Origin of the sequence: Streptomyces lydicus (assembly GCF_001729485.1) — a bacterium.
GTDB lineage: Bacteria > Actinomycetota > Actinomycetes > Streptomycetales > Streptomycetaceae > Streptomyces > Streptomyces lydicus_D.
The window spans coordinates 2,842,312-2,868,170 of record NZ_CP017157.1 but is presented as its reverse complement, the minus strand read 5'-3'; the positions used below and the strand labels follow the sequence as shown (position 1 = coordinate 2,868,170).

23 protein-coding genes are annotated in these 25,859 nt (G+C 70.1%); 7 read left to right on the top strand and 16 right to left on the bottom strand.

Going from position 1 to position 25,859, the window contains the following annotated elements; genetic code table 11:
• Positions 1–122 precede the first annotated feature (122 nt).
• Complete coding sequence (locus SL103_RS12440; protein WP_069568913.1) at positions 123–2,342, bottom strand: NADP-dependent isocitrate dehydrogenase; 2,220 nt, start codon at positions 2,340–2,342, stop codon at positions 123–125.
• A gap of 295 nt (positions 2,343–2,637) precedes the next feature.
• On the opposite strand from SL103_RS12440, the gene SL103_RS12435 reads away from it, so the two are divergent.
• A complete protein-coding gene (locus SL103_RS12435) occupies positions 2,638–3,417 on the top strand; it encodes an SDR family NAD(P)-dependent oxidoreductase (RefSeq protein WP_069568912.1) in 780 nt (259 codons plus the stop codon).
• A gap of 88 nt (positions 3,418–3,505) precedes the next feature.
• Here the strand turns inward: SL103_RS12435 and SL103_RS12430 are convergent, their stop codons facing one another.
• Both SL103_RS12430 and SL103_RS36815 read right to left on the bottom strand, forming a co-directional pair.
• Positions 3,506–4,582, bottom strand: coding sequence for an amidinotransferase (locus SL103_RS12430; protein ID WP_069568911.1), 1,077 nt, complete (start codon positions 4,580–4,582; stop codon positions 3,506–3,508).
• Between the two features lie 274 nt (positions 4,583–4,856).
• Positions 4,857–5,552, bottom strand: a complete 696-nt coding sequence (locus tag SL103_RS36815; RefSeq protein WP_069568910.1) for a hypothetical protein — start codon at positions 5,550–5,552, stop codon at positions 4,857–4,859.
• Between the two features lie 87 nt (positions 5,553–5,639).
• Between SL103_RS36815 and SL103_RS12420 the strand changes: the two genes are divergently transcribed.
• Positions 5,640–6,266, top strand: coding sequence for a TetR/AcrR family transcriptional regulator (locus tag SL103_RS12420; protein ID WP_069568909.1), 627 nt, complete (start codon positions 5,640–5,642; stop codon positions 6,264–6,266).
• Between the two features lie 187 nt (positions 6,267–6,453).
• Here the strand turns inward: SL103_RS12420 and SL103_RS12415 are convergent, their stop codons facing one another.
• Positions 6,454–6,960 (bottom strand): lamin tail domain-containing protein, encoded by a 507-nt coding sequence (locus tag SL103_RS12415; protein ID WP_069568908.1) that lies wholly within the window; start codon positions 6,958–6,960, stop codon positions 6,454–6,456.
• Between the two features lie 481 nt (positions 6,961–7,441).
• On the opposite strand from SL103_RS12415, the gene SL103_RS12410 reads away from it, so the two are divergent.
• The 3 genes from SL103_RS12410 (at position 7,442) to SL103_RS12400 (ending at position 12,063) form a co-directional block, all read left to right on the top strand.
• On the top strand, positions 7,442–8,923 hold the full coding sequence (locus SL103_RS12410) for an FG-GAP-like repeat-containing protein (RefSeq protein WP_069568907.1): 1,482 nt from the start codon (positions 7,442–7,444) through the stop codon (positions 8,921–8,923).
• Positions 8,924–9,514: 591 nt separating this feature from the next.
• Complete coding sequence (locus tag SL103_RS12405) at positions 9,515–10,456, top strand: hypothetical protein (protein WP_244303891.1); 942 nt, start codon at positions 9,515–9,517, stop codon at positions 10,454–10,456.
• Positions 10,457–10,527: 71 nt separating this feature from the next.
• The gene (locus SL103_RS12400; RefSeq protein ID WP_069568906.1) at positions 10,528–12,063 is read left to right on the top strand and encodes an amino acid permease; all 1,536 of its coding nucleotides are present in this window, start codon (positions 10,528–10,530) and stop codon (positions 12,061–12,063) included.
• Positions 12,064–12,280: 217 nt separating this feature from the next.
• Here SL103_RS12400 and SL103_RS12395 read toward each other — a convergent pair whose 3' ends face one another.
• From SL103_RS12395 to SL103_RS12370, 6 genes are all read right to left on the bottom strand, one after another.
• Positions 12,281–12,769, bottom strand: coding sequence for a GNAT family N-acetyltransferase (locus SL103_RS12395; protein ID WP_069573639.1), 489 nt, complete (start codon positions 12,767–12,769; stop codon positions 12,281–12,283).
• A gap of 240 nt (positions 12,770–13,009) precedes the next feature.
• Positions 13,010–13,420: a RidA family protein gene (locus SL103_RS12390; RefSeq protein ID WP_069573638.1), complete on the bottom strand. Its 411-nt coding sequence runs from the start codon at positions 13,418–13,420 to the stop codon at positions 13,010–13,012.
• Positions 13,421–13,858: 438 nt separating this feature from the next.
• Positions 13,859–14,254: a hypothetical protein gene (locus tag SL103_RS12385; protein ID WP_164492790.1), complete on the bottom strand. Its 396-nt coding sequence runs from the start codon at positions 14,252–14,254 to the stop codon at positions 13,859–13,861.
• Positions 14,255–14,614: 360 nt separating this feature from the next.
• Complete coding sequence (locus tag SL103_RS12380; RefSeq protein ID WP_244303890.1) at positions 14,615–15,283, bottom strand: DUF1963 domain-containing protein; 669 nt, start codon at positions 15,281–15,283, stop codon at positions 14,615–14,617.
• 279 nt (positions 15,284–15,562) lie between these two features.
• Positions 15,563–16,207 (bottom strand): dihydrofolate reductase family protein, encoded by a 645-nt coding sequence (locus SL103_RS12375; protein WP_069568904.1) that lies wholly within the window; start codon positions 16,205–16,207, stop codon positions 15,563–15,565.
• A gap of 184 nt (positions 16,208–16,391) precedes the next feature.
• Positions 16,392–17,798 (bottom strand): peptidase C39 family protein, encoded by a 1,407-nt coding sequence (locus tag SL103_RS12370; protein WP_069568903.1) that lies wholly within the window; start codon positions 17,796–17,798, stop codon positions 16,392–16,394.
• A gap of 191 nt (positions 17,799–17,989) precedes the next feature.
• Between SL103_RS12370 and SL103_RS12365 the strand changes: the two genes are divergently transcribed.
• Positions 17,990–18,574: a uridine kinase family protein gene (locus SL103_RS12365; protein ID WP_069568902.1), complete on the top strand. Its 585-nt coding sequence runs from the start codon at positions 17,990–17,992 to the stop codon at positions 18,572–18,574.
• 476 nt (positions 18,575–19,050) lie between these two features.
• Positions 19,051–20,949 (top strand): AAA family ATPase, encoded by a 1,899-nt coding sequence (locus SL103_RS12360; protein ID WP_069568901.1) that lies wholly within the window; start codon positions 19,051–19,053, stop codon positions 20,947–20,949.
• Between the two features lie 34 nt (positions 20,950–20,983).
• On the opposite strand, the gene SL103_RS12355 is transcribed toward SL103_RS12360, so the two are convergent.
• From SL103_RS12355 to ribH, 6 genes are all read right to left on the bottom strand, one after another.
• Complete coding sequence (locus SL103_RS12355) at positions 20,984–22,072, bottom strand: hemolysin family protein (RefSeq protein ID WP_069568900.1); 1,089 nt, start codon at positions 22,070–22,072, stop codon at positions 20,984–20,986.
• Positions 22,069–23,427, bottom strand: coding sequence for a hemolysin family protein (locus SL103_RS12350; protein WP_069568899.1), 1,359 nt, complete (start codon positions 23,425–23,427; stop codon positions 22,069–22,071). Before SL103_RS12350 ends, SL103_RS12355 begins: the two co-directional genes overlap by 4 nt.
• A gap of 175 nt (positions 23,428–23,602) precedes the next feature.
• Positions 23,603–24,067 (bottom strand): PH domain-containing protein, encoded by a 465-nt coding sequence (locus SL103_RS12345; protein WP_069568898.1) that lies wholly within the window; start codon positions 24,065–24,067, stop codon positions 23,603–23,605.
• Positions 24,068–24,112: 45 nt separating this feature from the next.
• Positions 24,113–24,961, bottom strand: a complete 849-nt coding sequence (hisG, locus tag SL103_RS12340; RefSeq protein ID WP_069568897.1) for an ATP phosphoribosyltransferase — start codon at positions 24,959–24,961, stop codon at positions 24,113–24,115.
• A gap of 48 nt (positions 24,962–25,009) precedes the next feature.
• A complete protein-coding gene (locus SL103_RS12335) occupies positions 25,010–25,282 on the bottom strand; it encodes a phosphoribosyl-ATP diphosphatase (RefSeq protein WP_030412067.1) in 273 nt (90 codons plus the stop codon).
• A gap of 59 nt (positions 25,283–25,341) precedes the next feature.
• Entirely contained in the window at positions 25,342–25,827 is a 486-nt protein-coding gene (gene ribH, locus SL103_RS12330; protein ID WP_033267884.1) for a 6,7-dimethyl-8-ribityllumazine synthase, read from the bottom strand.
• Positions 25,828–25,859 lie beyond the last annotated feature (32 nt).

The following is a 25,859-nucleotide window of genomic DNA, read 5'->3' as shown; positions in this document are numbered from 1 at the left end:
TCCGGCGCACGTTACGGGTCCGCCCCGGCCGGGCGCGGTGCCGGCCGGGGCGGAGTGACCTGCCACGGACCCTTCCGCGGACCGTGGGCCGTCGGGCCTCGGTGCCGCGGAAGGGTGCGGTGTCAGCTCAGGCTCGCGAGAGCCTGGTTGAGGGTCTGCGACGGACGCATGACCGCCGCGGCCTTCTCCGGGTCGGGCTGGTAGTAGCCGCCGATGTCGGCCGGCGAGCCCTGCACCGCGATCAGCTCGTCGACGATGGTCTTCTCCTGCTCGGCCAGCGTCGCGGCCAGGCCCGAGAAGACCTCCGCGAGCTGGGCGTCCTCGGTCTGCTTCGCCAGCTCCTGGGCCCAGTAGAGCGCCAGGTAGAAGTGGCTGCCGCGGTTGTCGATGCCGCCGAGCTTGCGGCTGGGCGACTTGTTCTCGTTGAGGAACGTGCCGGTGGCGCGGTCGAGGGTGTCGGCGAGGACCTGGGCGCGGGGGTTGTCCGTCTTCTGCGCGAGGTGCTCGAAGCTGACCGCCAGGGCGAGGAACTCACCCAGGCTGTCCCAGCGCAGGTAGTTCTCCTTGACCAGCTGCTGGACGTGCTTGGGCGCGGAGCCGCCGGCACCGGTCTCGAACAGGCCGCCGCCGTTCATCAGCGGGACGACCGACAGCATCTTGGCGCTGGTGCCCAGCTCCAGGATCGGGAACAGGTCGGTCAGGTAGTCACGCAGGACGTTGCCGGTGACCGAGATCGTGTCCTCGCCGCGGCGGATGCGGTCGAGCGAGAACTTGATCGCGTGGACCGGGGCCATGATCTCGATCTGCAGGCCGTCGGTGTCGTGCTCGCCGAGGTAGGTCTTGACCTTCTTGATCAGCTGCGCGTCGTGCGCACGGTCCTCGTCCAGCCAGAACACCGCGGGGTTGCCGGTGGCGCGGGCACGGGTGACGGCCAGCTTGACCCAGTCGCGGATCGGCAGGTCCTTGGTCTGGCACATCCGGAAGATGTCGCCGGCGCCGACGGCCTGCTCCAGTACGACCTCGCCGGCCTCGTCGAGGACCCGCACGGTGCCCGTGGCGGGGATCTCGAAGGTCTTGTCGTGGCTGCCGTACTCCTCGGCCTTCTGCGCCATCAGGCCGACGTTCGGCACCGAGCCCATGGTGGCCGGGTCGTACGCGCCGTGCGCGCGGCAGTCGTCGACGACGACCTGGTAGATGCCGGCGTAGCTGCTGTCCGGCAGGACCGCGAGGGTGTCGTGCTCCTCGCCGTCCGGGCCCCACATGTGGCCGGAGGTGCGGATCATGGCCGGCATGGAGGCGTCGACGATGACGTCGCTGGGGACGTGCAGGTTGGTGATGCCGCGGTCGGAGTCGACCATCGCCAGCTCGGGGCCCTCGGCGAGCTCCGCGTCGAAGGACGCCTTGATCTCGGCGCCCTCGGGCAGCAGCTCCAGGCCCTTGTAGATGCCGCCGAGGCCGTCGTTCGGGGTCAGGCCGGCGGTGGCGAGCACCTCGCCGTACTTGGCGAAGGTCTTCGGGAAGAACGCCCGGACCACGTGGCCGAAGATGATCGGGTCGGAGACCTTCATCATCGTGGCCTTGAGGTGGACGGAGAACAGCACGCCTTCGGCCTTGGCGCGGGCGACCTGCGCGGTGAGGAACTCGCGCAGCGCGGCGACGCGCATGACGGAGGCGTCGACGACCTCGCCGTCGAGCACCGGGACCGACTCGCGCAGGACGGTGGTGGAGCCGTCGTCACCCTTGAGCTCGATCCGCAGCGAGCCCTTCCGGGAGATCACCGCGGACTTCTCGGTGGAGCGGAAGTCGTCGTTGTCCATGTGGGCGACGTTGGTCTTGGAGTGGGCCGTCCACTCGCCCATGCGGTGCGGGTGCGCCTTGGCGTAGTTCTTCACCGACGCCGGGGCGCGGCGGTCGGAGTTGCCCTCGCGCAGGACGGGGTTGACGGCGCTGCCCTTGACCTTGTCGTAACGGGCGCGGATGTCGCGCTCCTCGTCGGTCTTGGGGTCGTCCGGGTAGGCCGGCAGCGCGTAGCCCTGCTCCTGGAGCTCGGCGATCGCGGCCTTGAGCTGCGGGATCGAGGCCGAGATGTTGGGCAGCTTGATGATGTTGGCCTCGGGGGTCTTGGCCAGCGCGCCGAGCTCGGCGAGGGCGTCGTCGATCCGCTGGCCCTCCTCCAGGTGCTCGGGGAAGCTCGCGATGATGCGCCCGGCCAGAGAGATGTCACGGGTCTCCACGCTGACGCCGGCCTGCGACGCGTATGCCTGGATCACAGGCAAGAACGAATACGTCGCCAGGGCCGGGGCCTCGTCAGTGTGGGTGTAGATGATGGTCGAGTCAGTCACCGGGTGCTCCGCTCCACGTCTGCAACATTGCTCGACATCAAGATATCTCCTGAGCGCCCCCCTCTCGACAGGACCCCACCCCGGGCAAAACCGGAGGAATCCATCCCGATGCGTCACCAAGGGCGAAAACCGGCGTCCACGGATGTGGGCATGATCATCGCCCCGTGGCGGGTGGGTGACCCTCCGGGTGGGCATGATCGTCACACCGTCCCACCGGGCACACCGTCCCACCGAGCACGCCGACCCGCGCCGGCACCGGGCGAACCGAACCGCGCCACAGGAGGCAGTACCGACCATGACCGCCGCCCGCTACCTCGACGCGCTGTTCTCCCTCGCCGGCCGCACCGCGCTGGTGACCGGTGGCAGCTCCGGGATCGGCCGGGCCGTTGCGGAGGCCCTGGGGCGCGCCGGGGCGGAAGTGGTGCTGCTGGCCCGGCGTGCGGAGCCGCTGCGGAGCACCGCTGCCGAGCTCTCGGCGGCGGGCTGTACCGCGCACTGGATCGCCGCCGACGTGGGTGACCGGGACGCCCTCGGCCGGGGCGCGGACGAGATGGTACGGCGGCACGGCGAGCCGGACATCCTGGTCAACGCGGCCGGGGTCAACCCCCGCCCCCCGATGGACGAGCTGACCACCGCGGACTGGGACCGCACGATGGCCGTCAACCTCGACGCGCCCTTCCTGCTCGGGCAGCGCTTCGGGCCCGGTATGGCCGCCCGCGGCTGGGGACGGATCCTGCACATCGCCTCGCAGCAGGCGATCCGGGCGTTCGGCAACAGCGGTGCGTACGGCGTGTCCAAGGCCGGGCTCGCCGCGCTGACCCGCTCCCAGGCGGAGTCCTGGTCCCGGCACGGCGTCAGCGTCAACGCCCTCGCCCCCGGCTTCGTCCGCACCCCGCTCAACGAGGCGGTGTTCGCCGATCCCGACCGCACCGAGGCGATGGCCCGCCGGACGATGGCCGGGCGCAACGGCGAACTGGCCGACTTCGCGGGCGCCGCGGTGTTCCTGACCGGCCCCGGGGCGGCGTACGTGACGGGCCAGACGGTCTTCGTCGACGGCGGCTTCTCGGTGACGTGAGCGCCCCGCACCCGGGCGCGAGAAGCCCGGACCCGCGGCGTCCGCTCCCGTGCCGCCGGGCCGCCGGGCCGCACCGCCCGGAAGCAGCCTAGAAGTACGACTGCAACGTCCCCCGGCGCCGCACGTCCACCGTGGCGCAGTGGAACGAGCCGCCGAAGCTGTTGAAATTGCGGAAGTTGCAGGGGATCGGCGTGAAGCCGAACTTCTTCATCGTGGCGATCATCGGCTCGTCCTGCGCCTCGACGATCACCCGCTCCTCGTCCAGCATCAGGATGTTCATGTTGATCCACTTGCTGGTCATGTAGAGCGGATGCCCGTCCGGGATGACGGGCGCGGGGGCGGCCTGCACGTCCCAGCCCTTGAACAGCGCCGGCACCTCGGTGACCCGCTCGGGGTGGATGAGCAGCTTGCCCGGGGCCATCGGCACCAGCGTCGCGTCGATGTGCATCGGGTGCGGGTCGTTGAACTCGAAGACGTGGATGCGGTACGCGTCGCCGAGGTGGCGGCGCAGCCACTCGATGCCGAAGTCGTTGGTGACGTTGCTCTTCTGGGCGATGATGTCGCGTCCGCAGCGGGTGAAGTCGGCCGCGTCGAAGGTCGGCTCGAATTCGGTCACCACCAGTCGCTGCGGGCCGTCCTCGCCCGGGTCGGTCCAGTCCTGGTCGAACTGCGCGTCGGTCAGCTCCGGCTTGGGTGCCGCGGTCCATTTCGCGCCACCCCGGAAGTATTCCTTGAGCAGCGGCCGGTAGGCGAGGTTCTCGTAGTAGCGGGAGCGCCAGGCCATCGGGCACTCGATGATGTCGTCACCGACCACGAGAATCGCGTCCCGGGGCATGGCCGCGTACATACCGGTACTGGTCCAGTCCAGCGTGGTGTACGGCGTGCGCTGGGGAATCGCTTCCGGCCGGCGCACCCGCACCCCCTCACCTTCGAGGATGTGCACCAGCTCCGCCAACTCCGCCTGTGCGGCGGCGACCTGCTCGGGCGGGAACGGCCGTCCCGCGTTCCGGCGGAAGGTCTCGTGCTGGTCGGCGGGCAGCACCGGCGGCAGCGCCTCGTGCCACGTCGGGAAGCTCGCTCCGTCGACGATGCCGACGATCACTTCCTCCAGCGGGTCCCACTCCGTCCAGGAGCACACAGGGCTCTCCGCCGGCCCGGTCGACACGAACGCATCCCCTTGGCCCGTGTCTGATTTCGTTCCCTGCGGCATGCCTGTCTGCGGTATCTCGGCTCTCACGCAATCGCTCCTCGTGGGGGGTGTGCGGCGGCCGGGTTCCGGGCCCGCCGCGATCAAGATCGATTGAACGCGGCCCCCACGACAACCGGCAAGGCCGGCCGGGATGTTGGCCGGAAGCCACTCCGTACCGCGGCGAACCGGCCCGTCCCCTCACCGGCCCCCGGCGGCCTCGCCTCACCCGAGCGGGAGCACGGGAGGGCGACTACCGGGGCGGCTGCGCGGAGCGCGTACCCGCGGCGGGTTCGGCGTCCTGGCTCCGCAGGAAGCGACGTGCCGCCCAGGCCAGGGCGCCGAGGGCGAAGCCGTACCCGGCGACCATGCCGTGGCCGTTGTCCTGCACGCACCACATCAACAGCCCGAGGACCGGGACGCCGACCGCCAGGGCCTGCTGCTTCCTTTCCCGAGTGCGCGTGAGCAGCGCCAGGGCCAGGGTGGCCCCGAGGAAGTAGGTGGCACCGGAACTGCCGGCGAAGTTGCGCGGGTCCGTGCCGGTGTCGCCGCCGAGGCCGAGCAGGGCGTCGAGGTGCTCCGGCAGGAGGATGCCCGCGACAAAGAGGAGCACGGTCAGCGGGCCGCCCCAGAGCCACTGGGCGAGCGCAGCCACGAGGGCCAGTGTGGCGATGTTCCAGAGCGCGCCGGCCGGCCCGCCGTTCTGCATGAAGGTCGAGGTGAACACCCGCCACCAGCCGGACTTGGCGGGATCGTGGTCGAGTGCGTCCATCGCGCCCGACCAGCACAGCTGGAGGACGACACCGGCAACCGCCAGCACGGTCAGTCCGACGGCGACCCACGGGACGGGACGTCCGCGCAGCGACTCCCGGCCGACCGCGCCCAGGCCACTGTTGATCATCATCACCATCAACGCGGCCGTGGTCACGTTGAACAGCAGCCCACCCATTTTCCGCCCCCTACAACAGTGTTCGAAATGTGAGCGTGAGGCTAGCACGAGTTTCAAACAGTGTTTGAAAGGCTTTACGGTAGGTGCATGAAGCTCACCAAGGAGCGGATCATCAGTGCCGGCATGGCCGCGTTCGCCGAGGTCGGATACCACGCCCTGTCCATGCGTCAGGTGGCCGAGCGGCTCGGCGCGCACGCCGGCAGCCTCTACTACCACGTCCGCAGCAAGGACGAACTGCTCGCGATGATGGCCGACCGGGTCTGCGGGCGGGCATACGACGCCGGAAGCGCCGCCCTGGCCGCCCTGCCGCCCGGCGCAACCTGGCAGCGAAAACTCGAAGTTCAGGCCGCGGCACTGCGCGACACCCTCCTCGCACACCCCGGCGGGGCGCTGCTCATGGTCGACAGCCCCGGCGTGCTCGCCCCCGGCGGCCTGTCCCTGATGGAGCGCCTCCTCCGCACCCTCGTCGAGGCCGGCGTCCCCGTCGAACACGGCGGCATCGCGGCGGACACCCTCCTCAGCCACATCACCGGCTTCGTCCTCCAGGAGCAGAGCCACCCCCAGGCCCCGCCCCTCACCGCGGACGCCTACGCCGACCTGCGGGCCCGCTTCCCGCTCCTGCTCACCGAGATGCCCCGGATCCCCCAGGACGAGAAGTTCCAACGGAGCATCCAACTCCTGTGCGGCGCTTTCGCCTCCCTCACCGGAGACTGAACGCCGTCGCTCCGGCCGGCGTCCGCGGTGCGGCGGTGCTCCTCAACTCCTCTGCCCGCAGCCCCTCTTGCCGCTCACAGCAGCCTCCGGACACAGCAGTGCGCCGCAGGCCAGGAGCCTGCGGCGCACCGGGGTCAACAGTCAGGCAGGTGACCAGGCCGCCCTACCGCCGACGGGAGGAGTCAGCTCAGTGGTGGTGGCCGCCCCCGTGGCCGTGGCCACCCCAGTGACCGTGCCGGCCCCAGCTCTCGAAGTCGACGACGCGCCGGTGGTCGTTGCGCAGGGTGGCGGTGTCGATGTCGTCCCAGAAGTAGTTGCGGCGGTCCTGGAACAGGTCGAAGCGGTTGTCGCGACCGATGCCGGTGTGGACGCGGACCTGGCTGTGGCCGGCCAGACGCACGTTACCGAAGCGGTAGGAGTGGCCGGACTTGTTGGACAGGGTCCAGCCCTTGAGGGTCACCGGCCAGCGGCCGGTGTTCTTCACGGTGACCCACTCGGCGTTCAGGCTCCGGTTGGAGCGGTCGTCCCGACCGGGGCTGTCGTACTGGATCGGCCCGAGTACGACCGCGGAACGGGCCTGGTGGTGCGAGGCCGGACCGTGGTGGCCGACGGCGGTGGCCGGCAGTGCGGCGGTGGCGACAAGAGCCGCGGAGCCGAGGACGGCAGCGGCGATACGCGAGGCGTGACGGAACACGGAATCCCCTCCTACGGCGCCCTCAAAAGGGCACCGAAAAACCGGAAGTCCGGCCGGTTTTGACCGGACCCCCACACAGTGACGCCACGTCATGCCTTGCCGGAAGAAATCCGGTTTGGTGTTACGAAACACAGACATTTACACAACCGCACCACGCCAGGCGCACACTCCCCCGCGCTCACCAGCACTTTTGCGACGCCTCCTACACGCATCCAGACGCCCCAAGGGGTTACCGGCGGGAAGCCGTACCCCGCGATCATGCGCAGGGCCCCGAGAAGCGGGACTCGTTCCGGGTCGTGCGCTCCGCGCCCCACGCGCCCCGGCCCGTCGGCCCCTACAACCCTTCGCCCGTGACGCGAGTCGTGTGTGGCGAGTGGTGCGGGCGTCGATCGACTGGCGCCGGCATCGATGCCGGCGGCCGACGGCCGCGACGAGCGGCGTCGCCGTACGGGCCAACTCGCCTCAGCATCAGGGAGTTTCGTTGCACAGAGCCGTTGCGCTGACAGCCGTCCTCACCACGGTCGCAGCCGTCACCTTCACCTCCGGTCCCACCGCGGCGGCCGCGCCGTACAAGGGAGCGAACACGGCGGGAGTGCAGGAGGACTTCAACGGCGACGGCTACCGCGACCTGGCCGTCGGTGCGCCCGGCGCGGCCAACGGCGGCGTGGAGGAGGCCGGCGCGGTCGTGGTGCTGTACGGGTCGGCCTCGTCGGTGAGCTCCACCCGCCGCGCCGTGATCACTCAGGCGAGCCCGGGGGTGCCCGGCGAGCCGGAGGCGGCGGACGGGTTCGGTACGACCGTGGCGAGCGCGGACCTCGACCGGGACGGCTACGCGGACCTGCTGGTGGGCACGCCGCGCGAGGCCGTCAACGGAAAGGACGCCCGCGGTTCGGTGACCGTGCTGTGGGGCGGGCCGAACGGGCTGACGGGTGGCGCGACGATCGATCCCCCCGCACGGTTCGGCGAGAGCCAGCCCTACTGCCGCTTCGGCATGGCCATGGCCGCCGGAGACATGAACGGCGACGGGGCGCCGGAGCTGGCCGTGGGATCGGGTTGTGAGATCTCCTCCTACACCGGCCCCTTCACCCGTGACGGGAAGGCCGCCTCGCAGTACCGGGAATGGCGGGTCGGCGCGCGCGACGTGGTCATGGGCGACGTCAACGGCGACGGCCGGCCGGAGCGGTTCTGGCTCCCCGGACCGACCGGCGGCGACGTCCGCGGCCCGGTCCTCCTCGATCGCGGACCGGTGGACTCCTCCGACCCCTTCAAGAACGCGCCGGTCAAACTGCCGCACGCCGACGGTTACACCGGCCGGATCGCGGACGTCAACGGCGACGGCTACGGGGACCTGATCACCGGCATCCCCGAGGACGGCGTGATCGAGGGCGAGACCGGCGCCCACAAGGGAGGCGAGATCCAGGTCCTGTACGGCAGCGCGCAGGGCATCACCGCCGACCAGCAGCCCCGCGTCTTCCACCAGGACACCCCCGGCGTCCCGGGCGCCGCGGAGGTCGCTGACCGGTTCGGATGGTCCCTCGGCACGGGCGACATCAACGCCGACGGCTATGCCGACGTGCTCGTCGGCGTGCCCGGCGAAGCGATCGGCACCCGCGCGTACGCCGGCGGCGCCGTCGTCCTGTACGGATCCGCGGCCGGCCTGACCACGCACAAGGCGGTCGCCTACTCCCAGGACTCCGCGGGCGTCCCCGGGAGCGCCGAGACCGACGACGGCTTCGGCGGCGCTGTCCACCTCGCCGACCTCAACAGGGACGGCAAGGCGGAAGCCCTGGTGGGCATCCCTTACGAGAACACCGACGGCTGTGTATGGATCGCCCGCGGTACCGCGACCGGCCCCACCACGACCGGCTCGGCCAACCTCTGCGGCAAGGACACCGGCCTCACCCTGCGCGGCTTCCACGGCCTCTTCGGAGACGCCCTCCCCAGCGCCCGCGTCGGGTACTGACAAAAGGCGATCGCTCCCCCTCACCCCCTTTGAGAAGTAAGAGGCTTTCCACCCTCTACGACGGATACCCGCCGCTCCCCACATACCGCCCGTCCCGCAACCACCACCGCGGCAACACCGAGCGCCTCAACCGCCGCCCCGACCCACCCCCACAGACGACAACTCGCCCCGCCCCAAGGCAGGTTGACGGCAAAAACACCCCTCCCTGACGGCACCCCCAGCCCCAACACGCCTACCAGGCAGGCATTTCACCCGGTCTTTATCACCAAAGCAATGTGCGCCGACGTGCGTCAGTGAATAGTGTTCCTTCTCAAGTGGGCACTTCCTGACCGAAGTTGATAGTCCACTTGCGTAGCTCATGTATCCCCACGTACAGGAGATTCCGGTGATTGCCCCTCAAGGACGAGTCGGGCTGTCGCCTGTGCACGAGACGGCACCACCGCCCCTCCCGCGCCGCCGAGGAGACGGCTGCCGGGACTCCGGTGGGGTCCGGCGGACGCCCCACGGAGGCCGGAGAGTGCCTGTTGATGCCCCCCTGGCGCACGGTGAGGAACCGCTCGCCTCGCCCGAGGAAACTGTGACGGGACAGCGGTGAGACGCCGACCAGTATTCGACCGGCACCCGGCGCGGGACGACACCCGGTTGCGCGCGGTGCTGGAGGACGCCGCGATGGGCAGATGGGAAGGCGCGCGCGAGCTGCTGGCCGCGACCGGCGCCGACTGGGACCGCCGGATCTTCCGCCTCCAGGTGCTCGCCCGCGCCGGGGCGCGGCTCACCTTCGCCGACACCTGGGCGCAGGCCGAACCCCGCTCTCCGCACGCCCTCGCCCTCCTCGCCACCGTCCAGGCCCTGCGCTCGATGGCCGGCCCACGGGGGCAGGGCAGCGGCGCGGAGATGGAACAGGCGTGGGAGAGCTGCCATGCCGCCGGCGAGGCACTGCCGGCCGATCCGACTCCGTACGTCGTCATGCTCGCCCTGCTGCGCTACCACTCCCCCGACCGCGACCGGCAGTGGCGGGAGACGGTGCAGCGGGTGTGGCACGAGGTCGAGGCGCGCGACCCGTGGAACAGGGAGGCGCACCACGAGATGCTCACCTACATGTTCCCCGACTGGCACGGCGTGGCAGGGGAGATGTTCCACTGGGCGCAGGAACGGTGCGCCCACGTCCCCCGCGGTATGCCACTGCACACCTTGCCGCTGGTCGCGCTCGCCGAGACGCACCGCCAGCGGATGAAGAAGGAAGGCCACCGGTACGGCCTGACCGTCCATCCGTGGACGGACAACCCGTCCTCCCACCAGGCATGGGAGAGCTGGTGGCGATACCGGGCCCCCTCCAGGCCGCACGCCGCCTTCCATGAGGACGCCAACTACCTGGCCCACGCGCTGTCCTTCGCGAACCAGCACCGGGCGGCGGCCGAGGTGTTCGACGCCATCGGCCCGTACGCCACGGATGTGCCGTGGAGCTACTGCGGAGACGCCCAGCAGCTCTTCACCCGTCATCGGAAGTGGGCGGTCGAGGCGTCCGCACCGTAGGGCCGGCCCGGGCCGGGCAGACCGATGTTGTTCCGCAACTCACCGCGCAATCAACAGAAAAGGGTCCGACCATGCCTTTGGACATACCAAGCGTCACGCAGACGGAGGAGGAACGCCTCGCCGAACTCGGCATCACGCAGACGTTGGACCGCTCGATGTCCGGGCGGCAGAACTTCGCCGTCTCCTTCACGATCATCAGCATCCTGTCCGGCTGCCTGACCATGTACGGGTTCGGCATGAACACCGGCGGGCCCGCCCTCATCATGTGGGGCTGGGTGCTCGTCGGCCTGATGACCTTGTTCGTCGGCCTGGCCATGGCCGAGGTCTGCTCCTCCTACCCGACCTCCGCCGGCCTCTACTTCTGGGCGCACAAGCTCGCCCCGCAGAAGTCCGCGCCGGCCTGGGCCTGGTTCACCGGCTGGTTCAACACGCTCGGCCAGGTGGCCGTCACCGCGGGCATCGACTTCGGTGCCGCATCGTTCCTCAACGCCTACCTGAACCTTCAGTTCGGTTACGCCGCCACCCCCGCCCACACGATGACGCTCTTCGGCGTGATCCTCCTCCTGCACGCCGTGGTGAACACCTTCCGCGTGCGCGTCGTCGGCTTCTTCAACACCGTCTCGGTGTGGTGGCACCTGATCGGCGTGGTGGTGATCGTCGGTGCCCTGCTGGTGATCCCCACCAGGCACCAGTCCCCCGGTTTCGTGTTCACCGAGTTCGTCAACAACACCGGCTGGGGCTCCGCGGTCTACGTCGCGCTCATCGGTCTGCTGATGGCGCAGTACACCTTCACCGGCTACGACGCGTCCGCCCACATGACGGAGGAGACCAAGAACGCCTCGGTCGAGGGGCCGAAGGGAATCGTCCGCTCGATCGTCGTCTCCTGGGTCGCCGGGTTCGTGCTTCTCTTCGGCCTGACCTTCGCCATCCAGTCCTACACCGGGGCCCTGAAGTCGAGTACCGGTGTGCCGCCGGCGCAGATCTTCATGGACGCCCTCGGGGCGAGCACCGGCAAGCTGATGCTGCTCGTCATCATCGGCGCCCAGCTGTTCTGCGGCATGGCCTCCGTGACCGCCAACTCCCGCATGATCTACGCCTTCTCCCGCGACGGGGCGCTGCCGTTCTCCTCCGTCTGGCACAAGCTCCACCCGGGAACCCGCACCCCGACCAACGCGGTGTGGCTGGCCGCCGGCGGTGCCTTCCTCCTCGGCCTGCCGTACCTGTTCAACACCACCGCGTACGCCGCCGTCACGTCCATCGCGACGATCGGCCTCTACATCGCGTACGTCGTGCCCACCCTGCTGCGGCTCCGTCAGGGACAGAACTTCAAGCGCGGCCCCTGGCACCTGGGCCGCTGGTCCAAGCCCGTGGGCCTGATCGCGGTCACCTGGGTCGTGATCATCACCGTGCTGTTCATGCTTCCCCAGCTGAGCCCGGTGACCATCGAGACGTTCAACTACGCGCCCGTCACCGTGGGTGTGGTGCTGCTCTTCGCCGGCACCTGGTGGCTCGTCTCCGCCCGCAAGTGGTTCCTCAACCCGCACCACCCGCGCAACACCCCGCCGCAGGCCCAAACCCCGGACCGCGCCGCCTCCCCTTCCCCCTGACCCCACCTCCCCCGGCCCCACCGCCCAACGGCCCGCACCCCGTCCCGGGAACCTGCCCCTCCCCACGGACCGGGCGGCGGGCCGTTGCCACACCCGCTCAGCGAACACCCACCTCCGCGAGCACCCGCCGCTGCTACGTCAAAAATCGCCAGTAGGTCGCTGACTACGTGACCTGGGACGACGCGTTCGCCGGCAGATCCCGTGAGGGTGACTGAACCTACGCGAGTTCCTTCCGCATCAACGTGCAGATCGTTTCGTAGCGGCGCAACGATCCATCAGGGGCTTGCTCGTCCCACGAGTCCGGCTGACGGTCGTACGCGACGTATCCCAGTCGTTCGTACAGTGCACGTGCCCGGGGGTTGTTTTCCTCCACAGCCAGCTCAGCCTGCCGCAGGCCGCGGTTCCTCATCCGCAGTTCTGCGGCTTCGACAAGGAACGTGCCGATCCCGCACGATTGCAGTGCGGGATGGACCGCCAGTTGCCACAACGTGCCGACACCGTCCCTGACCTGATAGTCGACGCCACCCTTCGCCACCGGGATGTTGGTCGCGGGGCAGACCGCAAGGTAGTCGACCTCGCCGATCCGGGCACGTTCCAACTGCTGGGCGACGCCGGCCAGATGGTGGTCAGACCCTGCCCACGTGCACGACGCCAAGTCCGCATGCACCAAGTCACGGGCTGACAGCTTCAACACAACGTTGGTCATCCTCAGTACCTCCGGCGAGCCAGCTTCCACGCCGATCACGTGGGACGCAAAGCCGTTTCCTCGGCCTGCGCTCCTGGCTCATCGGTCCCCGTGAATGGCCCGGCGGTTGAGATGATCTTGCTGCGGTAGTGTGATCACGGCGTCGGAGCCGTCCCGGACAGCCCCGGTCAGCGGACTGAGCCCCCGACAGGCACATCCGGTCCCAGGCCCCGCTCGGCCGCCGCAGCCGGTCAGCGGGTCTCACGAATCGAGTACGGCGGCGACGGCCTCGATCTCGACGAGCTGGTCCTTATAACCGAGCACAGTGACGCCCATCAAAGTGCTGGGGACGTCATGGTCAGCGAACGAGTCCCGAACCACTTCCCACGCAGCCACCAAATCCTCCCGCCGGGCCGATGCCACGAGAACCCTCGTACTGATGACGTCCTGCAGGGACGCGCCAGCGGCAGTGAGAGCAGTCTGCATGTTCTCAACGGCTTTCAACGCCTGGCCCGCATAATCTCCGATCGCCGCCGTGGAGCCGTCGTCATTCAGTGGACACGCCCCGGCGAGGAAGATCAGGCGGGACTCTGCGGGCGCCGTGGCCGCATAGGCGTACTCGGCGACGTCGGACAGGGAAGCGGAGCGGATCAGGGTCACGCTACGAGCCACGGTCGTCGGGTCCTTTCCCATCGAGTGTTGAGTGCAGACATCCTGCCAACGGCGCGTTGGCGCCGCATTCCCTTTTCTCGCCACCCACGGCAAACGCCGTCACTTCTGGTCGCCACTCTTGAACACCAGGTGGTCACCAACCGGCTCCCGAACCCCTCGACAAACGCTGTTGCCAGAGATCTACGCATCCATCTGCCGCCCGCGACTTCCGCCACAGCCACACACCCACACCAATGCCACCGGCCAGCAGCAGAAACCCCGCCGCCACTCGCCAACACGAGGCGCGCGGGAGCGAAGAAGCCCCGCCCGGGAAGGGCGGGGCTCAGGGGCCGGCGGAGCCGTGCATAACGGTCGGCCCCTCAAGGGCCTTCATACGTGATGCTCACTGCACACCAAATATTCGGTGCGGACCTCACCGGACTATCCCGTGACCGGGCGTCAGTCCCACCACTGGACACTCACGGCAGACGAGTCATAGGTGAACATGTAGAGTTCGGCCTTGCCGTTATCGCCGTCTACGTACTTCCCGATGTTGCTGAAGGTGTAGCAGCCAGCACCGTCCACGCTGGTGAGGTACTCGTCATTGCCCGTCTGGTCGTGCTCAAACAGATCGTAGGCGTACTTCTTGGTGGCAGCCGAGTTCACGCAGACCTTGAGGCCACCGCCAGTCGAATACACGTCGTGGGTGTAGTAGCCAACGCCGGCATGGTAGAAATCCGTCGCACCCTTGTAGTCCCAGCCCGAAGAGGCATGGGCGGGACCACCGAAAATCAAGAGGAGGCCACTCGCTGCCGCAACGAGAGCGCCCTTCTTCATCAAACTGCGCACCTTCATTTTCTCATCCCCCATGTTGGTTTCGCGTTTGCTGGGCCGTAGGGGGCAGAGCGAGACAGGAACGCACGCTGCATCAAAAGCTCCCCCGAGGCTGTGATCACTCTACCTGAATTGGCAGGGGCACGTTGAATCGGGATCGAGTCAATGCTTGGCCGGGATCGATGGAACCAGCAGAACCGCGAGGGCAGTTCAGTCGGAAATGCCGACCTCGGTAGGGCCTTCCTGGGTAAGGCCCTACAGTCCATGTAGCGCGGAAACGCGAGCGCCATTCATCCCCTCGGTCGGAAGAGCGACAGCCTGCCAGCGGAACCGACGGTCAAGAACACTGAGGACAGGGCCCTGGTTTCCGACCTCTGCCCGTCACGAGCAGTCGAACCAGTGCCCGATGGGGCGGTCTGGGCAAGCACGGCACTCGAAGATGTACACGCCTCCGGCGTCGCCGAGACACAAGCCCGCGGGGTTGTTCGCGGCCTCGGTCCAACCGCTGTCGGTCCGGTCCTCCACCGGCAGCCACGTACGCCAGGACTCTCCGTCGAACTCCCAGCTCGCGACGGTCAGAAGATGTTCCATGCGCCCACCGCACGCTTCGCAGTCGGGCCAGCATGGCTCCTGTGTCCAGCCGGGGTAGCCACCCAGCTTGATCCCAGGCGCATCGGCCAAGTGATACCAGTAATGCAGACCGGTCGTGGCATGCAGCTCATCGAAGCGTTGCCGCAGCGCGTCGCGCATGTCCCAGGAAAGATCATTGCTGGGGTACTCGGTCACCTGCTCCGGGTGGACCACGCACGGGTTCGGATACCAGTCCTCGGGCAGCCCTTCCACCGGCGCCGGTGTGGAGAGTATGTCTCCGATCCCACGCGAGTCCCTCCAGTGCACCTGCGGCAGGGGGTAGCAGTACTCACCGTGTGCGTACGGGCACCACAGCACCTGAAGCAGGTCGGTCCCCTCGGGGAACGGGATGCCTGGGGCATCGGCCTGGTGCACCTGAACCACCGGGACCATGGGCACGGCGGCTTGGGGTTCGCTCACCGTGTCGGGATCGTAGTGCTCCTCCGCGCAGACCGGCCAAGGCTCTGCCGCAGGCCACAACAGTGGTCCTCCGACAGAGCTGTCGTGGCAGGAAGGGGAGCCGGCACGTGGGTGCAGACGGACGGCCTCACGGCGGAGGGGGATCAGCTCAGGGAAGAGCTCCTCCACGTTCACCGGACGGGCAGGAGTACGACGGGTCATGCATCGGACTCTAGGACCCGGGTATGACAATCAACCCGATCGGCCCTTGGAACCGCGTTCCCGCCCACCGCTCTTGCGTCACCTTCGCCAGAACAGGTGGTGCGTGACGCCGCTCGGGCTGGGCACGACCTCCAGGTGGAACCGGTCGAGCAGCTCATCGGGGGACTCCCAGAGTCGTAGTCCAGCTCCGAGCTTTACCGGCGAGACCACCACGTGCATGGTGTCGACGAGGTCGGCGTCGAGGAACTGCCGGATGGTGGTGACCCCGCCGCCGAGCCGGACGTCCTTGCCCTTTGCCGCTTCCCGCGCTCGTTCGAGGACCGTGGCCGGGTCGCTGTCGACGAAATGGAACGTCGTGTCGGAGAGCGTGAACGACGGACGCGTGTGGTGGGTCATGACAAACACCGGGGTGTGGAACGGGGGCTCCTCCCCCCACCAGCCGCGCCACTCGTGGTCCTGCCAGGGCCCGCGCTGGGGCCCGAACTTGTTGCGGCCCATGATCTCGGCACCAATGTTGCGTGCGAAGTCCCGCGTGAAGTAGTCGTCGAGGCCCCGGCTCCCGCCGGGATCCGTGCGCATGGGCCAGCTCGCCGTGGCTCCGGCCCATGCGAACAGCCTCTCGGGATGGTCGAGGCCGAACGGCCGCTCGAGGCTCTGGTGCTCACCGGCACCGATCCCGTCACTCGAGACGTTGAAGTTCATGACTCTCAGCAGTTGGTCCACGTGTTTCCTCGTCAGGTCCTGTCGCGTGAGTGTGTGGCGAGGCGCCGCACAACCCTCCACGAGGTGTCGCGCCGGATGGGCCACAGCTCCATCAAGATCACGGTGGACTGGTTACGGCCACCTCGCTCTCGACGGCAGTGAGCGTGCCGTCAGGTCATCGAGGCCACCCTCGGGGCGCGCCTGCTCAGCGAATACCCACCTCCGCGAGTACCCGCCGCTGGGTCGGTGAGGGCTTGGCCGGGAAGTACAGGTAGCACACGCCCCCGCTGCCGCCGACGACCTTGCCCTGGGCGTTCTTGCGCTTGGTGCGGAGCCAGATGTTCTCGAACTGGCGTCGCCGGTAGACGTGGCGGACCGCCTTGTCGTCGGCGGAGGCCGGGTCGTTGGCGATGACGTCGCCGTCGGGGGTGAAGCCGATGATCGTCATGAGGTGGCCGGCGGTGCCGTAGCCGGCGCCGTCCAGTTCGGTCTTGAGGAAGGACTGGGAGGTGATGACGGGGATGCCGGCGTGGATGAGGCGTTCGGCGTCGTTGAGGGACGCGAGGCGGGTGACGACGGCCTGGAGGTCGCGATAGGTGGCCGCGTAGGCGGCGTTGAAGGGCCAGTTGCCGCAGCCCTCGTACTGGTAGTCGAAGGTGTGGCGGGCGGCGTGGCAGACCTGGGGGTCGGCGTAGTCGGGGTTGACCCAGGAGAGCTCCTGCTGGGTGGGCTTGCGGCCCCAGTACTCGATGATCATCTGGGACGAGGTGGGGCTGCACCACGCCTCGCCGCCGTTGTCGTACTCCGGGTACTGACCCTTGTGGATCTCCTGCGAGTACCGCGGCACGACCAGTTCCCTGCCGACCTGGCCGGGCCGGGAGGCGGGCACCTCGAAGCGGTCGGGGACGTCGGAGGCCATCGCGCCCAGCCGCCAGACGGTGGGGGTGAGCGTGCTGCCGGGCTTGCGGTGCAGGGTCAGGCGCAGCGCGTACGAGGCGAGGCGGAGGCCGCCGGCGGGGTCGTCGATGGCGAAGGTGTCGGTGGAGATGCTGCTCCGGCCGTCCTTCTGGCCGTCGACGGAGGTGCGCCGGATGTCGCCGTCGCCGTCGCCCGCGGTCCAGCGGCCCATGACGTACCAGGGGGTGCGGCTCCCGTCGGAGTAGCTGCCGCCGAGTTCGACGGTGATCCAGGTGCCGGGCGGGGTGTGCGCGTTCCAGGAGGCGACGACCTCGGTGGCGGGCACGGCGGGGGTGTGGACCGGTGAGGTCCAGGTGGCGTACTCCCAGGCGGCGGTCCGGCCGGTGTGCGGGTCCCGGTAGTCGGCGGTGCCGGCGGGGCGGGCGAGCTGGAGGCCGGGGCGGCGGCCGTGCTCGACCCGGGTGCCCCGGCCGGTCCCCTTGTGCCAATCGTCTGCGGAGGTCCAGGCGTGATGGTCCACGAGGCTCTTCGTTCGGCGCGCGGCGGTGTCCGGGGTGGTGGCGGAGGCCGGGGCGGCCCGGCCCGCGGCGGATCGGCGGGGTGCGTCGGCGGCCTGGGCCAGGGGGGTGGCGACGCCCGCCGCGGCGGCGAGCGCGGCGGCCAGGACGGTGCGCCGGGGCGCGGAACTGGTCATGTGAGGGTCCCCCAGTCGGATGCGTGCGATCGGGTTGCGGCGGTCGCGCGGGCACGGACGGATCGGCAGTGGCTCAACTATTGCCCCTCCGGACCTGCTTCGGAAGGCGGTTCGGCGCGCGTCGCCGCACAAATATTGGTCCACACCACTGGCATGGCCGAGGGCACGGGCCACCGACGTACGCTGGCGCGATGAACGCTGATCTGGCTCCACTGGCCGCCCGGCTGCGCGCCCTGCCGCCCTCGTGCGGACCGGTGCGGCTGATCGCGGTGGACGGGCACGCGGGGTCGGGCAAGAGCACCTTCGCCGGGCAGCTGGCCGCCGCGCTCGGCGACTCCCCGGTGGTGCACACCGACGACCTCGCCACCCATGAGGAGCTCTTCGCCTGGAGCGAGCGGTTCCGCGAGCAGGTGCTGGAGCCGCTGTCCCGGGGCGGGACCGCGCGGTACGGGGTCTACGACTGGGTGCGCGGGGAGTTCACCGAGGAGCGCGCGCTGGCGCCCGCGCCGGTGGTACTCGTCGAGGGGGTCGGCACGGGCCGGCGGGCGCTGCGGCCTTATCTGGCGTGCCTGTTGTGGATGGAACTGGCGAGCGAGCATTCCTGGGAAAGGGGTCAACTCCGGGACGGACCGGGCCTTTCGGCGTTCTGGAGTGGCTGGATTCCGGCGGAGCGCGCGCACTTCTCGGCTGATCCTTCGCGCCCCTACGCCGATTTTCTGGTGCATCAGGGGAAGTTGGGGTACGAGGTACGTGTGGGGCCGTCCGCGGCACCATGACCGGCCCCGCATTTCACGCTCCGTAGCTGGCCACGACGGGCTCCCCCGGACAGTCCGACAGGGTCCCGCCGACTGCGCCAACTCGGCTTGACCTGGGGGGCGTACAGGACTTACGTTCTCAATGTGCGGTTCAGTGGACCGCCCGCAGACGCGAAGCCCCCGGTTGTTCCCCCGTGATCGGGGGCTTCGTTCTGCGCAAAACCACCTCTCGCCGGCCGCCGCGCGCCGCCCCTTCCTCACCCTGGGTCACCGCACTCTTCGCGCCGCCGTCCCGCGCCAAGTCGTCCGCTCTTGCCCGGTCCCGCCCTCTACGGCCTGCACCGATCCCGCAGGTACGATGCGAGTCCGTGCCGCCGCAGGCCACGGGACCGACGCGTGCGCGGGAGGGTCAACTTCCTTCCACCGCACCCCGGTTCGGGTGCCGCGGCCGGCACGTGCCCGGCGGCACACACGGGGGACGCTTTGTGGGGGGACGGATGGAATTCGGAACTCAGGGTTCGCCCGCCCCGGCCGAGCTCGCCTGGCTGCGCGCGGTCGACGCCTACACGGTGGGCGCATACCCGCAGGCGGAGGAGGAGTTCCGGGCCGCGGTACGGCTCGATCCGTCGATGGCCGACGCCTGGCTCGGGCTGCACGCGCTGCGCGCCGACACCTCCATCGCCCTGCTGCGGATGCACCGGCACCGCGACCGCTTCGGCGAGATGCGCGCCCGTCACCGACGCACCCTCAACTCCTGGTACTGGCTGGGCTGGTGGGTGCAACCGGTGCTGGAGACCCCCCGCGACCTGCTGCTCGCCCACGCCTCCCACTGGCTCGACGGCCGGCACGTCGCCGAGCTGGACCAGGCACTGGCCGGCTGCCCGCCGGTGGACACCGACCCGCAGGTCCGCTTCCTGCACGCCTGCCGGGCCTATCTCGTCAAGGACTGGGACCAGCTCGTACGGCACACCGAGCCGCTGCTCGGCGATCCGGTGCTGGGCATCGAGGCCGGGCTGTTCGGCGGGATGGCGCGGGTTCGGCTGGAGATGTACGGGCAGGCCGAACCGCTGCTGTCCGCCGCGCTGATGCGCTGTCGCAGCGAGCAGCCGCAGCGCAAGGAGCTGCGCTACTGGCTCGCCCGCGCCCGCGAGGGCACCGGCCGCAGCGCCGCCGCACTCCCCCTCTACCGCGCGGTGCACCGCGTCGACCCGGCCTTCATGGACACCGCCGCGCGGCTCGCCGCGATCGCCGAGGCCGACGGCCTGGACGAGGGCAGCGACCTCGCCACGGTCCCCGCCGCGGGCCTGGGCCAGGAAGCTGGCGGCGATCTCGATCCGTTGGCGCCGCTCGATCCCGTCGACGGCCGTGAGCTGCTGGCGACCGGCGAGGCGGAGCCGCCGGAGGGTGAGCGGGGCGGCGCGGTGCCGGCCGGGGCCGACGCGGCCGCCCGGGTCAAGGCGGCGGCGCCCGGGCCGCGGCACGCCGAGCGGCTGCCCGCCGGGCCCGCCGATCCGGTGCTGCTGGAGAAGGCGCTGGCGGAACTGGAGCGGATGGTCGGCATGGAGCCGGTCAAGCGGCAGGTGCGGGCACTGTCGGCGCAGTTGCGGATGGCACGGCTGCGGGCGAGCCAGGGGCTGCCGGTGCAGCCGCCGAAGCGGCACTTCGTCTTCTCCGGTCCGTCCGGCACCGGCAAGACGACCGTGGCCCGCATATTGGGGCGGGTCTTCTACGCGCTGGGGCTGCTCGGCGGCGACCATCTCGTGGAGGCCCAACGCGCCGACCTCGTCGGCGAGTTCCTCGGCCAGACCGCGGTGAAGGCCAATGAGCTCATCGACTCGGCGCTGGGCGGGGTGCTCTTCGTCGACGAGGCGTACAGCCTGTCCAACTCCGGCTACAGCAAGGGCGACGCCTACGGCGACGAGGCGCTGCAGGTGCTGCTCAAGCGCGCCGAGGACAACCGCGACCGGCTGGTGGTGATCCTGGCGGGCTACCCGGAAGGCATGGACCGCCTGCTGGCCGCAAATCCCGGACTGTCCTCCCGCTTCACCACCCGGGTCGACTTCCCCAGCTACCGGCCGCTGGAGCTGACCGCGATCGGCGAGGTGCTGGCCGCCGAGAACGGTGACCGCTGGGACGAGGAGGCCCGCGACGAACTGTGCAGCATCAGCGGCCACGTCGTCGACCAGGGCTGGATCGACGAACTCGGCAACGGCCGCTTCCTGCGCACCCTCTACGAGAAGAGCTGCGCCTACCGCGATCTGCGGCTCTCCACCTGGCGCGGCACGCCGACCCGCGACGACCTCGCGACACTGCGCCTGCCCGACCTGATGCAGGCGTACGGGGAGGTGCTGTCGGGCCGCGGGCCGGACCCGCAGGGGCCGCGGCCGCCCTTGTAGGCACGTCCCACGGCCCCGCCGTACCGTGGCCCGGTCAGCCCGCCATCGCCCGGTCCTCGGCCGGCAGCACCGTCTCACCGCGGGGCTCCGGTGTCCGCCGGTGCGCGGGATCGCGGACCTCCCCGACGAGCATCTCCAGCACGTCCTCCAGGGCCACCAGCCCCAGCACCCGCCCGCCGGCGTCGGACACCGCCGCGAGGTGGGAGGCGGCCCGGCGCATCGCCGTCAGCGCGTCGTCCAGGGGCAGCTCGGCCCGCAGCGTGGTCATCGCGTGCCAGATCCGCTGCGGCACCGCCCGGTCCCGTTCCTCCAGGTCGAGGACGTCCTTGACGTGCAGATAGCCCATGTACGCCCCGCCCGGCGCGCACACCGGGAAGCGGGAGTAGCCGGTCCGTACGGTCAGTTCCTCCACCTGGCGGGGCGTCACCGCCGGATCGACGGTGATCAGCGCCGCCGGGTCGAGGAGGACATCGGTGACGGGACGGCTGCCGAGCTCCAGGGCGTCGGAGAGGCGCTCCTGCTCGGCCGGTTCGAGCAGGCCCGCCTGGCCGGAGTCCTCGACGAGGTGGGTCAGCTGTTCGCTGGTGAAGACCGCCTCGACCTCGTCCTTCGGCTCGACGCGGAAGAGCCGCAGCACCCCGTGGGCACAGGCCCCGAGGAGGGCCGTGACCGGGCGGCACAGCCGGGCGAAGGCGACCAGGCCCGGGCTGAACCACAGGGCGGTCTTCTCGGGCGCCGCCATCGCCAGGTTCTTGGGGACCATCTCGCCGATGACGAGGTGCAGGAAGACCACCAGCGCCAGGGCGAGGACGTAGCCGAGCGGGTGGACCAGCGCGGCGGGGAGGTGGACCGCCTCGAAGAGCGGCTCCAGCAGGTGGGCGACGGTCGGTTCGGCGACCGCGCCGAGGGTCAGGGAGCAGACGGTGATGCCGAACTGGGCGGCGGCCATCATCTGCGGGAGGTTCTCCAGCCCGTGCAGCACCTGCCGGGCCCGGGAGGAGCCCTCGGTCGCCAGCGGTTCGATCTGCGAGCGGCGGACCGAGACCAGGGCGAACTCGGCACCGACGAAGAAGCCGTTGGCGAGCACGAGGAGTATCGCGAAGAGCAGCTGGACCAGCGTCATCGGGCGACCTCCGCGCCCGCCGCGGCGGGCTCCCGGGCGGCCGACGGGGCCGGTGCCGTCCGGACGAGCCTTATCCGCTCGGCGCGGTGGTGGGACACCAGCCGCACCCGCAGCCGCCAGCCGTCGAGTTCCGCGGTGTCGCCGGGGGCCGGGATCCGGCCGAGTATGTGTGCCACCAGTCCTGCCACCGTCTCGTACGGTCCTTCCGGGGCGTCCAGGCCGATCTTGCGCAGGGTGTCCACCCGGCAGCCGCCGTCGGCGTCCCAGGCGGGACGGCCCTCCTCGGGCGGAGCCTGCCCCAGCTCGGGCAGGTCCACGCCGTCGTGCTCGTCGCGGACCTCGCCGACGAGTTCCTCGATGATGTCCTCCAGCGTGACCACGCCGGCCGTGCCGCCGTACTCGTCGACGACCACCGCGATCGGCTGCTCGCTGCGCAGCCGTTCCAGCAGCGGCTGCACCGGCAGCGTCTCCGGCACCAGCAGCGGCGCCATCGCGATCCGCCCCACGGGGGTGCGCAGCCGGTCGTCCGCGGGCACGGCCAGGGCGTCCTTCAGGTGCACCATGCCGACGACCTCGTCGAGGCGGGTGTGGTAGACGGGGAAGCGGGACAGGCCGGTGGCGCGGGTCAGGTTCACCACGTCCTCGGCGGTCGCGGTCACCTGGAGGGCGCTGACCCGCACCCGGGGCGTCATGACGTTCTCCGCGGTCAGGTCGCCCAGCGACAGGGTGCGCACGAAGAGGTCGGCGGTGTCCTGTTCGATGGCGCCGGCGCGGGCCGAGTGCCGGGCGAGGGAGACCAGTTCGCCGGGCGTGCGGGCGGAGGCCAGCTCGTCGGTCGGCTCCACGCCCAGGGCGCGGACCAGGCGGTTGGCGACGGTGTTCAGCAGGGTGATCACCGGCCGGAAGAAGCGGGAGAACGCCTGCTGCGGACCGGCGACGAGGCTGGCGACCTGGAGCGGCTTGGAGACCGCCCAGTTCTTCGGCACCAGCTCGCCGACCACCATCTGGACGGCGGAGGCCAGCAGCATGCCGAGGACCACGGCGACGCCGGGGACCGCGCCCTTGGGCAGACCGGTCAGCAGCAGCGGGCCCGCCAGCAGTTCGGCGAGCGCCGGCTCGGCGAGCATGCCGACCACCAAGGAGGTGATCGTGATGCCGAGTTGGGTGCCCGACAGCTGGAAGGAGAGTTCCCGCAGTGCGGAGACGACGGTGCGGGCGCGGCGGTCGCCGTCCGCCGCGGACCGTTCGGCGTCCGCCTTCTCGACGGTGACGAGGCCGAACTCGGCGGCGACGAAGAATCCGTTGGCGAGGATCAGCACGAGGGCTGCCGCGAGCAGCAGCAGGGGGCCGGTCATGCCGCCGCCTCCGTGGTGTGCGGGGGTTGGGGAGGGGCGGCGCAGGTACTACAGGACGATCCGTCCATTGCCGGAGGGAGTCACTCCTCGGGTCGTGGTGGGCCCACTGAGGGGCAGGGCGCAGGCACGCGCCCCGGGAAACAGAGTAAACAGGAGGGCCCGGATAAGGGCAGGCTCATCCGGCCGTGTGGTGGAGCGCACCATGCTTCTCGGTGAGGTCGCGCAGCGCCCGGGCGTCGCGGAGGGCCTGTTCCCTGGCGATGCCGGGCTGGATGCCCATGGCGGGCAGGCTGGTTCCGTCGGCGAGGTCGAGGTGGACCCACGGGTCACCCTGACGGAGGTTGACCCGGACGATCTGCGCCCAGGCCAGCTCCCGCTTGGTGGTGAGGTTGACGACCGTGACGCCCTCCGGCCGCGCGACCACCCTGGGGCGGCTGAGCAGCAGGAGGACGGCACCCACCAGCAGTCCGGTGACGATGAAGCTGATCCGCTCGCCGCCGGTCAGCGTCGGCAGCGCCAGCGCGATCGCCGTGAGGGCGGCGAGCTGGGCGAGGCCGACGGTGTACAGCACGACCCGGGTGCGGGTCGGCCGGAACGTCACCGGGAGGCCGGGGAGCGGGGCGGGGGGTGCCGAGGACACGTCGTCGGTCTTCCGTCGTGGGGAGGGGTGGGGTGCGGCCGCGGCTCAGAGCCGGCAGGCGTGGATGCCGGTGGTCAGGATCGCGCGGGCGCCGAGGTCGTAGAGCTCGTCCATGATGCGCTGGGCTTCCTTGGACGGGACCATCGAGCGGACCGCGACCCAGCCCTCGTGGTGCAGCGGGGAGACGGTCGGCGACTCCAGGCCCGGCGTGAGCGCCACGGCCTTCTCCACGTGCTCGACGCGGATGTCGTAGTCCATCATCACGTACCGGCGGGCCACCAGGACGCCCTGCATACGGCGGAGGAACTGGCGGACCTTCGGGTCGTCGTCCGGCGCGCCGGTACCGCGGATGACCACGGCCTCGGACTTGAGGATCGGCTCGCCGATGATCTCCAGACCGGCGTTGCGCAGGGTGGTGCCGGTCTCGACCACGTCCGCGATGATCTCGGCGACACCGAGCTGGATGGCGGTCTCGACCGCTCCGTCGAGGTGGACCACCGAGGCGTCCACGCCGTTGTCGGCGAGGTGCTGGGTGACCAGGCCGGAGAACGAGGTGGCGACGGTCATGCCGCCGAACTCGGTGACGTCCTTGGCGGTGCCGGGGCGGGTGGCGTAGCGGAAGGTCGAGCCGGCGAAGCCCAGCTGCATGATCTCCTCGGCCGGCGAGCCGGAGTCCAGCAGCAGGTCACGGCCGGTGATGCCGATGTCGAGCTTGCCGGAGCCGACGTAGACCGCGATGTCGCGGGGGCGGAGGAAGAAGAACTCGACCTCGTTCTCGGCGTCGACCAGGACCAGTTCCCTGCGGTCCTTGCGCTGGCGGTAGCCGGCCTCATGGAGCATCGCCGACGCAGGCTCGGACAGTGAACCCTTGTTGGGGACAGCGATGCGCAGCATGAGAGCGAGTTCCTTTACAGCTGAGAGGTGTTGGGGTGGCGGGGATGATCAGAGGTGGGCGTAGACGTCGTCGAGGGAGATGCCCTTGGCGACCATCATGACCTGGAGGTGGTAGAGGAGCTGCGAGATCTCCTCGGCGGCCGCCTCGTGGGATTCGTACTCGGCGGCCATCCAGACCTCGGCGGCCTCCTCGACGACCTTCTTGCCGATCGTATGGACACCGGCCTGCACCAGCTCGGCGGTACGGGAGGTGGCGGGGTCGCCGGTGGCGGCCTTCTGCTGGAGCTCGGCGAAGAGCTCCTCGAACGTCTTCTTGGACATGATGGTGACTACCCTACGCGGTTGGGGTACCGCTCCGCGCAGCGGCTCGAATGGTGGGCTCAGCGCCAGGGCTCGGAGACCGTGCGCAGGGTGGCGGCGGTGGCGACGGCGGCGGTGACCGCTTCGTGGCCCTTGTCCTCGGTGGACCCCTCCAGGCCGGCGCGGTCCAGCGCCTGCTCCTCGTTGTCGCAGGTCAGTACGCCGAAGCCGACGGGGACGCCGGTGTCGACGGCCACCTGCGTCAGGCCCTGGGTGACCCCCTGGCAGACGTAGTCGAAGTGCGGCGTGCCGCCCCTGATCACCACGCCGAGCGCGACCACCGCGTCGTAGCCGCGGCCGGCCAGGACCTTGGCGACGACGGGCAGCTCGAAGGTGCCGGGTACCCGCAGCAGCGTCGGCTCGTCGATGCCCAGCTCGGTCAGCGCCCGCAGCGCGCCGTCGACCAGGCCGTCCATGACCTTGTCGTGCCACTGGGCGGCGATGACGGCCACCCGCAGGTCGCCACAGTTCTTCACGGTCAGTTCGGGTGCGCCCTTGCCGCTCACGGTTCTCCTCGTACGGGTGATGGTGCCGGTTG